Genomic DNA, 14,015 nt, shown 5'->3' with positions numbered 1-14,015 from the left:
TTAGAATGCTTCGTCCTTGCGTTTGGTCAGCGCTTCATAGCCATCAGCTGTCACCAGAATTGTATGTTCCCATTGAGCAGAAAGCCGTTTGTCGGTCGTTTCCACGGTCCAGCCGTCCCGCTTCAGCAGTTTGACGTGGCGTTTGCCGGCGTTGATCATCGGTTCAATGGTAAAACACATCCCTTCCTGTAGTTCAACGCCGGTGCCAGGCTTGCCATAATGCACCACCTGAGGATCTTCATGAAAGCCGATGCCGATGCCGTGACCACAGTATTCCCGGACGACAGAGTAATGATTTGACTCGGCATATTCCTGGATAACATGGCCGATATCGCCCAGACGGGCTCCTGGTTTTACCAGCGCCATCCCTTTGTACAGACACTCCTGGGTGATTTCACACAACCGCTGGGCATGGGGTGCAACGCTGCCAACATAGAACATCTGGCTGGTATCGCCGTGGTAGCCGTCTTTGATAACAGTGATATCAATATTGATAATATCTCCGTTTTTCAAAGGTTTATCATTGGGGATGCCATGGCATACCACATGGTTGACCGAGGTGCAGATCGATTTCGGGAAGCCGTGGTAGTTGAGTGGCGCAGGAATAACTTTCTGCTCATTGACCATATAGTCGTGGCAGAGTGTGTTGAGCTCTTCTGTGGTCACGCCAGGCTTGACGAAAGGGGCGATCATTTCCAATACTTCCGCGGCCAGGCGGCCTGCGACGCGCATTTTTTCGATCTCTTCCGGCGTTTTGATAGTGATGCTCATATAAACCCTTAATTTTGTAAGCCTTTGGGGCGTAAGAAGATATTACCCGATTGTAGCGAATTTAAAGAGTAAGAACAAAACACTTGGAATAAATAGATGATAATTCCTGCTTCAAAACAAAGGGCGTTTGTGGTATAAAATCGCGCTCGAAATTTATGTTTGAAAACATTCGTGTTTGAAAACGCAGATTTCATAAATCCACACATGTTACCGACACATCTCCTTGGGTGCCGCTTGCGGTTGGGAGCTGGGGTGCATGGACGTCTAACCCTATACTTAGGAAAATATAATGGCAAAAGTTACAATGCGTGACCTGCTGAAAGCAGGTGTTCACTTCGGTCACCAGACTCGCTACTGGAATCCGAAAATGGGTAAATACATTTTCGGTGCTCGTAATAAGATTCATATCATCAACCTGGAACACACTCTTCCAGCACTGAACGGTGCTCTGGATGTAGTTGCAGGCATGGCTGTCAACAAGAACAAGATTTTGTTCGTTGGTACTAAGCGTGCTGCCAGCAAAACCATCAAAGAAGAAGCGCTGCGTGCAAATATGCCGTACGTTAATCACCGCTGGTTGGGTGGTATGCTGACTAACTACAAGACTATCCGTCAGTCTATCCGTCGCTTCCGCGATCTGGAAGTTCAAAGCCAGGATGGTACTTTCGCTCAGCTGACCAAGAAAGAAGCTCTGATGCGTCAGCGTGAGATGGAAAAGCTGGAACTGTCTATCGGTGGTATCAAGGATATGGGCGGTCTGCCAGACGCGCTGTTTGTTGTTGACGTTGATCACGAGCGTATCGCTATTAACGAAGCCAACAAGCTGGGTATCCCTGTTATCGGTATCGTTGATACCAACAGCAACCCTGATGGCGTTGACTACGTTATTCCAGGCAACGACGACGCTTTGCGTGCTATTCAGATCTACGTTAAAGCAATTGCTGACGCATGTTCTGAAGGCGCTGAAGTTGAAGCGGGTGAAAAGAGCGAATTCGTTGAAGTTGAAAACGACGCTGCTGCTGAGTAATCAGACTGTCAAGCGGTTTGGATAGACTATTCAGACACGCGGGAGGGGAGCTGAGTTGCTCCCCTTTTTTTGAATTTGAATCAATAGACTGTTAATGGGGTAAAACCAAATGGCAAACTTCTCCGCTACGCAGGTAAAAGAACTGCGCGATCGTACCGGTCTGGGTATGATGGAGTGTAAGAAAGCGCTGGCTGCTGCTGATGGCGATGTGGATCTGGCGATCGAAGAGCTGCGTAAAGCATCCGGTATGAAAGCTGCTAAGAAGGCAGGTCGTACTGCTGCTGAAGGTATCGTTGTTGTTAAAGTTGCTGATGACAACAGCTATGCTGTTGCAGTAGAAATCAACTCCGAAACTGACTTCGCGGCCCGTGACGGTAACTTCACTGCTTTTGCTGAGACTGTGTTGGAAAAAGCGTTTGCTGATAAGCAGGCTGATGTTGAAGCGTTGATGGCGGGTGAGCTGACTGAAGTGCGTGATGCACTGGTGCAGAAAATCGGTGAAAACATCGGTGTTCGTCGCGTCATGATCGTTGAAGGCGAAATGGTTGCTGCCTATGCTCACAGTACCGGTACTCTGGCTGCGCTTGTGGCTCTGAATGGTGGTAACGCTGAACTGGCTAAAGATGTTGCGATGCATGTTACGGCTGTTAACCCGCAAGTGGTTAGCCCGGAAGATATGCCTGCTGATGTTGTTGCGAAAGAGAAAGAGATCATCCTGGCTCAGCCTGATATGGCGAGCAAGCCTGCTGAGATTGCTGAGAAGATGGTGGTTGGCCGGATCAACAAGTTCCTGGCAGAAAATAGCCTGACAGAACAGGCTTTTGTTAAAAACCCAGACGTAAAAGTGGGTCAGCTGGTTAAAGATGCAGGCGCTTCTGTTGCATCATTTATCCGCATTGAAGTAGGTGAAGGTATCGAAGTTGAGCACAAAGACTTTGCTGCTGAAGTTGCTGAGCAGTTGAAAGGTTAAAAACTGATCCTGCGCAGATTGCGCGCCTGTTCTGGGTGCGCAATCTATTTTTTTCTTGTTACACTGGTACGAACTCAGTCTGGGTGGAGACGAACCGATGCCTGCCTCACATAAGCATTCCAAATACAAACGTATACTTCTCAAATTAAGTGGTGAAGCCCTGATGGGCGAAGCTAACTTTGGCATCGACCCTAAAGTGTTAAACCGGATGGCGCTGGAAATCGGTCAGCTGGTGGGTATAGGTGTTCAGGTCGGCATGGTGATTGGTGGCGGCAACCTGTTCCGTGGAGCGGCATTAAGTGCTGCGGGCCTGGATCGGGTGACCGGAGATCACATGGGTATGCTGGCAACGGTGATGAATGCGTTAGCGATGCGTGATGCGCTGGAACGTTGTAATATTGCAACCCGGGTCATGTCTGCTATTCCGATGCGCGGTGTGGTGGACGATTATGACCGGCGTAATGCGGTCCGTTACCTGTCACAGGGTGACGTTGTTATTTTTTCTGCGGGTACCGGTAACCCGTTTTTTACCACTGACTCTGCCGCATGTCTGCGGGGCATCGAGATCGATGCGGATGTGGTCATTAAAGCCACCAAAGTTGATGGTGTGTATACCGCTGATCCGATGAAAGACCCCTCTGCTAAGCGTTATCGCCATCTGACATTTGATGAAGCGCTGGATAAGCAGCTGGGCGTCATGGATCTGACTGCAATCTGTCTGGCCCGTGACCATGATATGCCGGTCAGGGTTTTCAATATGAACAAACCAGGTGCGCTTGCCAACCTGATTGTTGGTAGCGACGAAGGAACCGTCATTGATAATAATGAGACGGTAGGAGAGATATATGCTGAATGAGATAGCGAAAGATGCCCAGGAGCGAATGGGTAAAAGTCTTGAGGCTTTGGCGACCAACCTGAAGAAGATTCGCACCGGTCGTGCACATCCGAGTATTCTGGAAACGGTACATGTAAATTATTATGGTTCCCCTGTCCCATTGAGTCAGGTGGCAAACATCAGCGTTGAAGATGGCCGTACTCTGTCCATCTCTCCATGGGAATCAAACCTGGTTCCGGATATTGAAAAGGCGATTATGAAGTCTGATCTGGGGCTGAACCCTTCTACCGCTGGCGCGGTGATTCGTGTGCCGATGCCTGCGCTGACTGAAGAGACCCGTAAGGGTTATATTCGACAGGCGCGTGCAGAAGCGGAGAACGGCCGGGTCTCTATCCGTAATATTCGTCGTGATGCGAACGGTGATATCAAAAATCTCCTGAAAGAGAAAGAGATTACCGAGGATGACGCGCGTCGCGGTGAAGACCAGATTCAGAAGCTGACCGATAAGTTTATTGCTGATGTTGATCAGCTGCTTACGGCCAAAGAATCAGATTTGATGGAAATTTGATAGGGAATAGCCGATAGCTGTTACGCAGTTATCGGCATCTGATATGTCTGAAAAATTACAACTCAGTTTGCCTGTCGGCAAGTCTGTCCCTCGGCATATTGCGATCATTATGGATGGCAATAATCGCTGGGCGAAAAAGCATGGAAAGGGTAGTCTGGCCGGGCATCGCGCAGGTGTGGATAGTGTCCGCAGTGTGGTGCAGGGATGTGCGGAACTGGGTGTCGAAGTGCTGACGCTGTTCGCTTTTAGCAGTGAAAACTGGCAGCGGCCTCCCCTGGAAGTTAAGGGGTTGATGGAGCTGTTTGCGCTGGCGCTGGATCGTGAAGTGAAAAAGCTGCATAAGCATAATATTCGCTTGCGGGTTATTGGTGATACGAGTCGTTTTAGTGGCTCGTTACAGAAAAAAATCGATAAGGCGGAAGTCCTCACCGCTGCTAACACCGGGTTGATGGTGAATGTGGCCGCTAACTACGGTGGTCGCTGGGATATCGTTCAGGCGGCCAAGCGCTTTGCGCAGGGGTGTGTGGACGGGGAGTTTACTCCAGAGCAGCTGGATGCTGAATTGCTGGGGTCGATGGTGTGTCTGAGCGATCTGCCCGCACCTGATCTGTGTATCCGTACGGCGGGTGAACAGCGCATCAGTAACTTTCTGATTTGGCAGATGGCTTACAGTGAGTATTTCTTCAGTGATCTGCTGTGGCCAGACTTTAACAAGTATGCACTGGGTGCTGCAATTCAGAGCTATGCCACACGTGAACGTCGCTTTGGTAAAACCAGTGAGCAGATAGAGGCTGAGAATGCTTAAAGAGAGGGTATGGACTGCTGTCCTGTTGGCACCGTTGGTTTTGGCGGGGCTATTCCTCTCCAGTTTTGAAGTGTTTAAGCTGTTTGTTGCTGCCATTGTTCTGTTTGGTGCCTGGGAGTGGGCCAATCTGTCTGGTCTGAGTGTGTCTGCTGTTCGCTTTGCTTATACCTCATTGATTGCTGCCCTCATTGCTGCGCTTAACTACTATTCTCCAGATGCTGCATTTACGGGATTTATCCTGCTAAGTGTGGTGTTCTGGTTGCTGGCAGCGGTCTGGGTGGTGCGTTACCCTGCTGCTAATGGCTGGCAGACGGTCTGGCAGCGTGCGCTGATCGGGGTTCTGGTGCTGACCTCCAGCTGGATGTCACTGGTCAGTCTGCATCATCAGCCTCGGGGTGGGATTCTGTTGTTGATGCTGTTGCTGCTGGTGTGGGGCGCTGACATCGGGGCATACTTTGCGGGTAAAACCTGGGGGCGGGCTAAGCTGGCGCCGAATGTCAGCCCTGGTAAAACCCGTGCAGGCCTGTGGGGAGGCCTGGCATCCTGTGCAGTCATCTCTCTCTGTTTTGTGCTCTATCTTGAACTTGATCTGCTTACCGGAGTCTATCTGTTGCTGTTGGCAATGATTGCCGGACTTGCTTCTGTCTTAGGTGACCTTTTCGAAAGTATGCTAAAGCGTCATCGCGGCATTAAGGACAGTAGCCCGTTGCTCCCGGGGCATGGTGGAGTGTTGGATCGGATAGACAGTATTACTGCAGCCGGGCCGGTGTTTGTGCTGGGTGTGCAGCTGTTAGCGATTAGCTGATTCAGAGGAACAATGGATATTCTAAATACCGTATTGGCGCTGATTGTTACCCTGGGAATTCTGGTGACGATTCATGAGTATGGACACTTTTGGGTGGCCCGGCGTTGCGGTGTCAAAGTTTTACGTTTTTCCGTTGGCTTCGGTAAGCCGTTGATTCGCTGGCGCGACCGGCTTGATACCGAGTACGTCATCGCCATGATTCCGTTGGGTGGTTATGTCTCCATGCTGGATGAGCGCGAAGCGGATGTGGCGCCGGAACTGCTGGATCAGGCGTTTAATCGTAAGCCGGTATTGCAGCGGATAGCGATTGTTGCTGCGGGACCTGTGGTTAACCTGCTGTTTGCGGTGTTGGTGTACTGGGGGATGCTGGTTGCTGGCGTCGAAAAAGTGGTTCCGGTGATCGGTAGCATCTCTACCGATAGCGTTGCTGAGCAAGCAGGGTTGCAGCCAGGCTATGAAATCCTGTCTGTTTCCGGACGTGACACGCACTCCTGGGATGATGTAAATCTTGCGCTGGCGGCATTCATTGGTGAGTCGGCGGTTGTACCGCTGGTCGTCCGCCAGGGGGTAAACGGTCTGCGACAGGAGTACCAGTTAAGCCTGAATGGTTGGCATTTTGACCCCGAAACCCAAAGCCCTCTGGCGGCGTTGGGTATTCAACCCTATCGTCCGGAGCATCCGTCGGTGATCGGGCAGGTCGTCAAGGGCGGTGCGGCGGCTAACAGTGGCTTGCAGGCCGGAGACCGGGTTGTGATGATCGATGGTCAGGCGGTGGCAGAGTGGATCCAATTGGTCGATATTGTTCGCCACAACCCCGCGAAGGCGCTTCAGTTTGATGTTGAACGTAATGGACAACGATTCACATTGATGATTACGCCGGATGAGAAGGCGGAAGCGACCGCGACAGTGGGGTATATTGGTGCAGGCGTTGCGCCGACTGAATGGCCTCCGGAGATGCTGCGGCATGTTCGCTATGGTGTTATTGACGCCATTGGTGGTGCAGTTTCAAAAACCTGGCAGATGATTAGCCTGACTCTGGATTCTATCTGGAAAATGCTTGAAGGGGTGTTATCGGTAAAAAACTTGAGTGGGCCGATAACCATTGCTAAAGTGGCAGGCGCTTCTGCTGCCTCTGGTGTTGAGGCGTTTGCCGGATTTCTGGCATATCTGAGTATCAGTCTCGGTATTCTTAATCTGTTACCGATCCCCATGTTAGATGGTGGACACCTGCTGTATTACGCAGTGGAGTTGCTAAGGGGGCGGCCGGTATCTGAAAAGGTACAGATGGTTGGGTTGAAAATCGGGATGGCAGTTTTGTTTTCGCTTATGGGCGTCGCAATTTTTAATGATCTGATGCGACTTTAAATTATCTATTCAATATAAGAACCAGTTCATGAAGATCAGAATCGGACTTCTCTTTTCCCTGGCACTGTTTTCGGCGGTTGTTGGTGCGCAATCATTTACGGTGGAAGATGTGCGCCTGGAAGGGCTGCAGCGGGTCGAACCCGGCCTGGTGCTGCGTAACCTGGATATTGATTCGGGGCAGAACGTTGATCAGGCGGAGATCGCTGAGGCGACCCGACGGGTGTTTCGCACCGGTTATTTTGATGATATCAGCATAGCCCGTGATGGTAATGTGCTGATTGTGAAGGTGCAGGAGCGCCCGGCTGTCAGTCTGATCCGCCTTGAAGGCAATAAGGTGCTGGACGATAAAGCTCTGCTGGAAGGTCTGAAGCAGAATGGTCTGCGTGAAGGTGATGTTTTTAAACGAGCAACGCTGGAAAAAATTCGCCAGGATCTGTTGCGTATGTACGCGGGACAGGGCCGCTATGGTGCGGCTATCGATGCGAAGGTGGAGACGCTTTCGGAAAACCGTGTCGCTCTGAATATCGATATTAAAGAGGGCAAGGTTGCAACTATTCAGCATATTAATATTGTCGGTAATACGGTGTTCAGTGATGCAGAGCTGAAAGATGAGTTCTCTCTGAAGTTGCCTGGCTTCTGGGATTTCTTCAGTGATTCCGATAAATATGCACGGGAAAAACTGGCGGGTGACCTTGAGCGGCTGCGCTCTTATTACCTTGACCGGGGTTATATCAACTTTACTATCGACTCATCTCAGGTCTCTCTGTCTCCGGATAAAAAACATGTATACATCACTGTTAGTGTGACTGAAGGCGAGAAGTTTTCGGTTGGCAGTGTTGCCATTGCTGGTGATCTGGTGATTGATGAGCAGGAGCTGGCGAATGCGATTACCGTCGTCGAGGGAGCGACTTTCTCCCGGCGCGAAATGACTGAGTCGCAGGATGCGCTGATTCGCAAGCTGGGTGATAAGGGCTATCTGTTTGCCAACGTCAGCCCGGTGCCGAAAATTAATGATGATAATACGGTTGATTTGCAGTTCTTTATTGCGCCCGGCAAGCTCACCTATGTGCGTCGTATCTCAATAAAAGGCAACACTAAAACCGCTGATGTCGTGGCCCGGCGTTCAATGTCACAGCTGGAGGGTGGTCTGGTTTCCTCTGCTGCGATTGAGCGTTCTAAACAACGGATTGCCCAGACCGGTTATTTTAAAGATGTGAATGTGGAAACCGCACCGGTGCCTGGTACGGATGATCAGGTGGACCTGGAATACAGCGTTATTGAAGATAATACCGGTAATTTCTCTGCCAGTGTCGGCTTCTCCCAGACCAGTGGTGCAATTCTGAACCTGAGTGTGGAACAGGATAACTTCCTTGGTTCCGGTAACAGTGTCGGCTTTGGCGTCACCCAGAGTGATACCATTACCGAATACAAGTTCAGCTATGTCGAGCCTTACTACACCGTAGACGGTGTCAGTCGGGGTTATAACATCTACTCCCGTGAGACCAACTATGATCAGGAAAACGTTAGTAACTACTCCACCGATACTCTCGGTGCCGGGGTTAACTTCGGTTATCCGATGGATGATTATCAGCGGTTGAACTTCGGCCTGAACTACGAAGGGATCAAGGTTAAACCGTCTACTGACGTTTCAACCGAGGTAACAGACTATCTGGCCCAGGAGGGAGATAACTTTAATATTTTCAACGTTCAGCTTAGCTGGAGTGATAACCACCTGAACCGGAAAGTATTCCCAACCGAGGGATACTCACAGAGTGCCTCAATTGAGATAGGTATTCCGGGTAGCGATCTGTCCTATCATAAAGAACAGTATAAGGGGCGGATCTACCGACCGCTAACAGAGGATAAGGAGGGGTTGATTGGCTCTCTGAGAGGACGTGTGGCTTACTCCGGTAAGCTTGGAGATAACGCTTACCCGTTCTTTAAAAACTACTATAGCGGCGGTCTGAGTTCAGTACGTGGATTCAAATCTAACTCACTGGGGCCTCGTGATTCAAAGGATGACCCGTACGGCGGTAACGTCGCCGTTGATATGAGTGCTGAGCTGATTTTCCCGGTGCCTTTTATTAAAGACTCCAGCTCTATGCGTACTCTGTTATTTGCCGACGCAGGTAATGTTTTTCTGACAGAGTGCCCTATAAAGAGCAGTTGTGATAACGGGATTAAGTTTGATGAGCTGCGTTACTCAGTCGGTTTTGGATTCAGCTGGCTGACCCCGATCGGGCCGATCTCAGTTGCGTTGTCTAAGGCGCTGAATGCTAAAGATATAGATGATGAGCGATTCTTCGAATTTGCTCTTGGACGAACTTTCTAAGGAGAATGACTATGTTTCGATCACTGATACTTATCGTAGGGCTGGTATTCAGCGTCAATGCAATGGCTGAAAAGGTGGTTACCCTCAGTGTTCAGCAGGCTCTCCTGACCAGTAAAGCGGCGGATGCATTTCGTGAGAAACTGAAGTCCGAGTTCAGTGGTGATCAGAAGCAGTTGTTAGATCTTGAGTCGCAGGCGAAAAAGATCCAGGACGATATCAAGAAGGGTCAGGGTACTCAGTCTAAGGAAGTTCAGGATCAGCAGCGGGTACAGTTTCAGAAAGCCTTCGGTGAGTATCAGCGCCTGGGGCAGGAGTTACAACAGAAACAGCGCCAGCGTGAAGATGAGTTCCTGAAAGAGATGCGACCTAAGCTGGATACAGTTATTCGTGGCCTGATCGATACTGAGGGCTATGATATGGTGGTGAGCAAACAAGCCACCATCTATGTAAAGCCTGAGTTGGATATTACCGCAAAGGTTGTTGAACTGCTGAATAAGCAGTAAGCGGCTGATGGCGAAATCTACCTTTACGGTTGCTGAGCTGGCCCAGCTGTTAGGCGCTGAAACGGTGACGTCTGATCGCCTTATCGAAGGGATTGGGACATTACAGTCGGCTAACGAAAAACAGCTGTCATTTTTGCATAATGGGCGTTACCTGCAGCAGTTGCCTGGCTCCCGGGCGGGTGCTGTTCTGGTGCGGGATGAACATCGTAACGATGTCGCTTCGATTGCACTGGTTGTTGCCGACCCCTACATTGCCTATGCCCGTGCAACAGCACTGTTTGCTGAACAGCAGGCTGTTGACCCGGCTACCATCAGTCCAGCGGCGCAAATAAGCGAGTCGGCGGTGATAGCGGCAGATGTAGCCATCGCGGCTAATGTGGTTATTGGTGATGGCGCTAAGATCGCTGCCGGTGTAACAGTCGGGGCTAACAGTGTTATCGGCCCAGGCTGTGTGATTGGCGAAAACACGCGCATTGCTGCCAATGTGACGCTGTATGATGGGGTTCAGGTGGGGGCCTGTTGTGTTATTCACAGTGGCGCTGTGATTGGCGCCGATGGTTTTGGCTTTGCGAATGATGGTGGGCAGTGGTTAAAAATTTATCAGCTGGGCAGCGTGAAAATTGGTGACCGCGTAGAGATTGGCGCAGGCACTACTATTGATCGTGGCGCGCTGGAAGATACGGTTATTGGTGATGGTGTGATACTGGATAATCAGATTCAGGTCGGCCATAACGTCAATATTGGCGATAACACGGCAATCGTCGCCTGTACTGCTATTGCTGGTAGCACCCACATAGGAAAAAATTGTACTATCGCGGGTGCTGTCGGAATTGCCGGGCATCTGACTATTGCTGATGGTACGCATATCACGGCGATGACGCTGGTTAGTAAGTCGATATTGCAGCCGGGAGCATACTCTTCCGGCACGGCTATGGAACCGCATCAGCAATGGAAACGTAATGTGGTGAGATTTCGTCAGCTGGATGAACTGTCTCGTCGGGTTAAGTGTTTAGAAAAAATTGTAAAGCAGCATACTGAAGGTCAGCCTGAATGATGATGGATGTAAAAGAGATCCGCAAATATTTACCTCACCGTTACCCCTTCCTCCTGGTGGACCGCGTGGTTGAACTGGTGCCGGGTGAGTCGATCGTCGCCTATAAGAACGTCACTGTGAATGAAAATTTCTTTAATGGTCATTTCCCGGATCATCCGGTGATGCCGGGTGTACTGATTGTTGAAGCGATGGCGCAGGCTGCTGGCATTCTTGGTTTTAAAACCATGGATAAGACGCCTCAGGATGGTTCAATATATTATTTTGTTGGGTCTGATAAAGTACGCTTTAAGCGTCCGGTGGTACCGGGTGACAGACTGCAGCTGGAAGCTACGATCGTTTCTGAAAAACGGGGTATCTGGAAATTTGATGTTCGTGCTACAGTTGATGGAGAGCTGGCAAGCTCGGCAACTATTCTTTGTGCAGATAGAAAGGTCTAAACTTGATCCACTCCAGCGCCATTATTGACCCGTCCGCCCGCCTGGCTGATGATGTTGAGGTGGGTCCCTGGACTGTTATCGGCCCCGATGTGGAGGTCGGTCCCGGGACTAAAATTCATTCTCACGTCGTTATTAAGGGGCCGACTAAAATCGGTTCACAAAACCATATCTATCAGTTCGCCAGCATTGGTGAAGACTGCCAGGATAAAAAGTACAACGGTGAACCAACGCAGCTGCTGATCGGGGATAACAATGTCTTCCGGGAAGGCTGTACCGTGCACCGGGGTACGATCCAGGATAATAGTATTACGGTTATTGGCAGCCATAACCTGTTTATGGCAAATGTCCATGTAGCCCACGATTGCATCGTCGGTGACCATAATATTCTGGCGAATAACTGCGCCCTTGCGGGGCATGTTCATCTGGGGGATTTTATTATCCTCGGGGGCTTTACCGCAGTGCATCAGTTTTGTCTTATCGGTTCCCACAGTATGTGTGGTGCCGGGAGCGTAGTGCTTAAGGATATTCCGGCGTTTGTCATGTCTAATGGCAACAGTGCACAGCCGCACGGTATTAATGCAGAAGGGTTGCGACGCAGAGGCTTCTCAGCCGCCGCGATTCAGAATATTAAACGCGCTTATAAGATCATCTACCGTCAGGGTTTGAAGCTGGATGAAGCGATAGATCTACTTGAGCCTCTGGTGCTTGAAACGCCTGAGTTGAAGCTGTTATCTGACTCCCTCAAAGCCTCTACCCGGGGCATCATTCGTTAGGGTATGAGTACCCTGCGTATCGGTATCGTCGCGGGCGAAGCATCCGGAGATATTCTGGGTGCTGGTCTGTTGGCAGAACTCAGACAGCGTTTTCCTGATATCGAGATTGAGGGGATTGGCGGTGAGCTGATGCAGGCTGAGGGCTGCGTTAGCCTCTATTCCATGGAGCGTTTATCGGTGATGGGGCTTGTTGAGGTGCTTGGCAGGCTATGGGAGCTGCTGGGTATTCGAAAATCGCTGGTGTCACACTTCAGTCAGCAACCTCCGGATATTTTTATCGGTATCGATGCGCCAGATTTCACTCTTAATCTTGAAGGGAAACTCCGGCTTGCTGGTATTCCGACAGTACATTATGTCAGTCCATCTGTCTGGGCCTGGCGCAGTAAGCGGGTGTTTAAAATCCTCAAGACGACAGATCTGATGCTGACACTGTTTCCGTTTGAAGCTCAGTTTTATCAACGCCACTCAATGCCGGTCGAATTTGTCGGCCATCCACTGGCAAATATGATTCCACTGGAGCCGGATCAGTCTGCTGCCCGGTCTGATCTTGACCTGCCCCATGGTCAGCGAATTGTTGCGCTGATGCCGGGTAGTCGCGGAGGTGAGCTGAAATATCTGGCAGAACCTTTCCTCGATACGGCGCGCTGGTTACTGAAGCGCAACGCGGACCTTGTTTTCGTGATGCCAGCGGCGAATCAGGCGCGTTTTGATCACTTGCGGGCTTTGATTGATAGTCGCTACGGTGATCTGCCGATAAAACTGGTGCTAAAGCGTTCACGGGAGGTGTTGACTGCTGCCGATGCTGTGTTGATCGCCTCGGGGACAGCGACCCTTGAAGCGCTGCTGTTGAAGAAGCCGATGGTGGTGGCGTACCGGATGGCACCGATCACCTATAAAATTATCTCCCGCTTGCTCAGTAGTAAATATATCTCCCTGCCTAACCTGTTGGCAGATGCGCCGCTGGTGCCTGAGATCTTGCAAAATGAGGTGCGGCCAGAGGTGCTGGGGCCGGCAATTGAGCAGGCGCTGATAGACAGTGATGAGCAGAGCTCGCTGAAACAGCGCTTTTATGAGATCCATCTGCAGTTACGTCAGGATGCCAGTAAAAAAGCCGCTGACGCCATTGTCAGGCTGCTGCGATCCCGGGGGAGATTGAGTGAAGACGCAGGGGTTTGATTTTGCACTGGGTCGCCTGGTCGCCGGTGTCGATGAGGTGGGGCGGGGGCCTTTGGTTGGCAATGTCGTTGCGGCGGCGGTTATCCTTGATCCGGCTAAGCCGGTTAGCGGGCTGACCGACTCGAAGAAACTCAGCGAGAAAAAGCGTGAGCAGTTGTTTCCGCTGATTCAGGAAAATGCTCTTGCCTGGTCAATCGCCTGGGCGACGCCAGCGGAGATCGATCAACTGAATATCCTGCATGCTACTATGCTGGCGATGCAGCGTGCTGTTAATCAACTTAAAATTGTACCTGAGTTTGCTCTGATTGATGGCAATCGTTGCCCCCCGGGATTACCCTGTCCCTCGGAGGCAGTCGTCAAGGGTGATCTTAAAGAGCCTGCGATCAGCGCTGCATCAATTCTGGCAAAGGTGTATCGCGATCGGGAGATGGCTGAGCTGGATAAGCGTCACCCCGGCTATGGTTTTGCCCAGCATAAAGGCTATCCCACTGCGTTGCATATGGAAAAACTGCGTCTTTTAGGGCCGCTGTCTGAACACCGACGCAGCTTCAGACCCGTTGCAGAGTTACTCTCTGTTAATCATCTTTAACCACG

15 protein-coding genes are annotated in these 14,015 nt (G+C 50.7%); 14 read left to right on the top strand and 1 reads right to left on the bottom strand.

The window, feature by feature from the left end:
- Window positions 1-771 carry a type I methionyl aminopeptidase gene (map, locus tag ACQY8X_RS04410; RefSeq protein ID WP_428033932.1) on the bottom strand — a complete coding sequence of 257 codons (771 nt, stop codon included), beginning with the start codon at window positions 769-771 and terminating at the stop codon, window positions 1-3.
- A gap of 289 nt (window positions 772-1,060) precedes the next feature.
- Here map and rpsB point away from each other — a divergent pair, with 289 nt between their 5' ends.
- The 14 genes from rpsB (at window position 1,061) to rnhB (ending at window position 14,010) form a co-directional block, all read left to right on the top strand.
- Entirely contained in the window at window positions 1,061-1,798 is a 738-nt protein-coding gene (rpsB, locus tag ACQY8X_RS04405; RefSeq protein WP_428033931.1) for a 30S ribosomal protein S2, read from the top strand.
- A gap of 109 nt (window positions 1,799-1,907) precedes the next feature.
- Entirely contained in the window at window positions 1,908-2,768 is an 861-nt protein-coding gene (gene tsf, locus ACQY8X_RS04400) for a translation elongation factor Ts (protein WP_428033930.1), read from the top strand.
- A 97-nt stretch (window positions 2,769-2,865) separates the two neighbouring features.
- On the top strand, window positions 2,866-3,624 hold the full coding sequence (gene pyrH, locus ACQY8X_RS04395; protein ID WP_428033929.1) for a UMP kinase: 759 nt from the start codon (window positions 2,866-2,868) through the stop codon (window positions 3,622-3,624).
- Window positions 3,614-4,171, top strand: a complete 558-nt coding sequence (gene frr, locus ACQY8X_RS04390) for a ribosome recycling factor (protein ID WP_428033928.1) — start codon at window positions 3,614-3,616, stop codon at window positions 4,169-4,171. Before pyrH ends, frr begins: the two co-directional genes overlap by 11 nt.
- 43 nt (window positions 4,172-4,214) lie before the next feature.
- Window positions 4,215-4,976 carry a polyprenyl diphosphate synthase gene (gene uppS, locus ACQY8X_RS04385; RefSeq protein ID WP_428033927.1) on the top strand — a complete coding sequence of 254 codons (762 nt, stop codon included), beginning with the start codon at window positions 4,215-4,217 and terminating at the stop codon, window positions 4,974-4,976.
- Window positions 4,969-5,781, top strand: a complete 813-nt coding sequence (locus tag ACQY8X_RS04380; RefSeq protein WP_428033926.1) for a phosphatidate cytidylyltransferase — start codon at window positions 4,969-4,971, stop codon at window positions 5,779-5,781. The genes uppS and ACQY8X_RS04380 overlap by 8 nt, the downstream gene beginning before the upstream one ends.
- 12 nt (window positions 5,782-5,793) lie before the next feature.
- Window positions 5,794-7,146, top strand: coding sequence for a sigma E protease regulator RseP (rseP, locus tag ACQY8X_RS04375; RefSeq protein ID WP_428033925.1), 1,353 nt, complete (start codon window positions 5,794-5,796; stop codon window positions 7,144-7,146).
- 28 nt (window positions 7,147-7,174) lie between these two features.
- Window positions 7,175-9,478 (top strand): outer membrane protein assembly factor BamA, encoded by a 2,304-nt coding sequence (gene bamA, locus ACQY8X_RS04370; protein ID WP_428033924.1) that lies wholly within the window; start codon window positions 7,175-7,177, stop codon window positions 9,476-9,478.
- Between the two features lie 11 nt (window positions 9,479-9,489).
- Window positions 9,490-9,981 (top strand): OmpH family outer membrane protein, encoded by a 492-nt coding sequence (locus ACQY8X_RS04365; RefSeq protein ID WP_428033923.1) that lies wholly within the window; start codon window positions 9,490-9,492, stop codon window positions 9,979-9,981.
- Between the two features lie 7 nt (window positions 9,982-9,988).
- A complete protein-coding gene (lpxD, locus tag ACQY8X_RS04360) occupies window positions 9,989-11,035 on the top strand; it encodes a UDP-3-O-(3-hydroxymyristoyl)glucosamine N-acyltransferase (protein ID WP_428033922.1) in 1,047 nt (348 codons plus the stop codon).
- Window positions 11,032-11,472 (top strand): 3-hydroxyacyl-ACP dehydratase FabZ, encoded by a 441-nt coding sequence (fabZ, locus tag ACQY8X_RS04355; protein WP_428033921.1) that lies wholly within the window; start codon window positions 11,032-11,034, stop codon window positions 11,470-11,472. The genes lpxD and fabZ overlap by 4 nt, the downstream gene beginning before the upstream one ends.
- Before the next feature lie 2 nt (window positions 11,473-11,474).
- Entirely contained in the window at window positions 11,475-12,245 is a 771-nt protein-coding gene (gene lpxA, locus ACQY8X_RS04350; RefSeq protein WP_428033920.1) for an acyl-ACP--UDP-N-acetylglucosamine O-acyltransferase, read from the top strand.
- 3 nt (window positions 12,246-12,248) lie between these two features.
- Complete coding sequence (lpxB, locus tag ACQY8X_RS04345; protein ID WP_428033919.1) at window positions 12,249-13,421, top strand: lipid-A-disaccharide synthase; 1,173 nt, start codon at window positions 12,249-12,251, stop codon at window positions 13,419-13,421.
- Entirely contained in the window at window positions 13,402-14,010 is a 609-nt protein-coding gene (rnhB, locus tag ACQY8X_RS04340) for a ribonuclease HII (protein ID WP_428033918.1), read from the top strand. Before lpxB ends, rnhB begins: the two co-directional genes overlap by 20 nt.
- The last annotated feature ends 5 nt before the right edge of the window (window positions 14,011-14,015 follow it).

Source organism: Amphritea sp. (genome assembly GCF_050300915.1).
Taxonomy (GTDB): domain Bacteria; phylum Pseudomonadota; class Gammaproteobacteria; order Pseudomonadales; family Balneatricaceae; genus Amphritea.
This window is presented reverse-complemented; position numbering and strand designations above follow the sequence as displayed.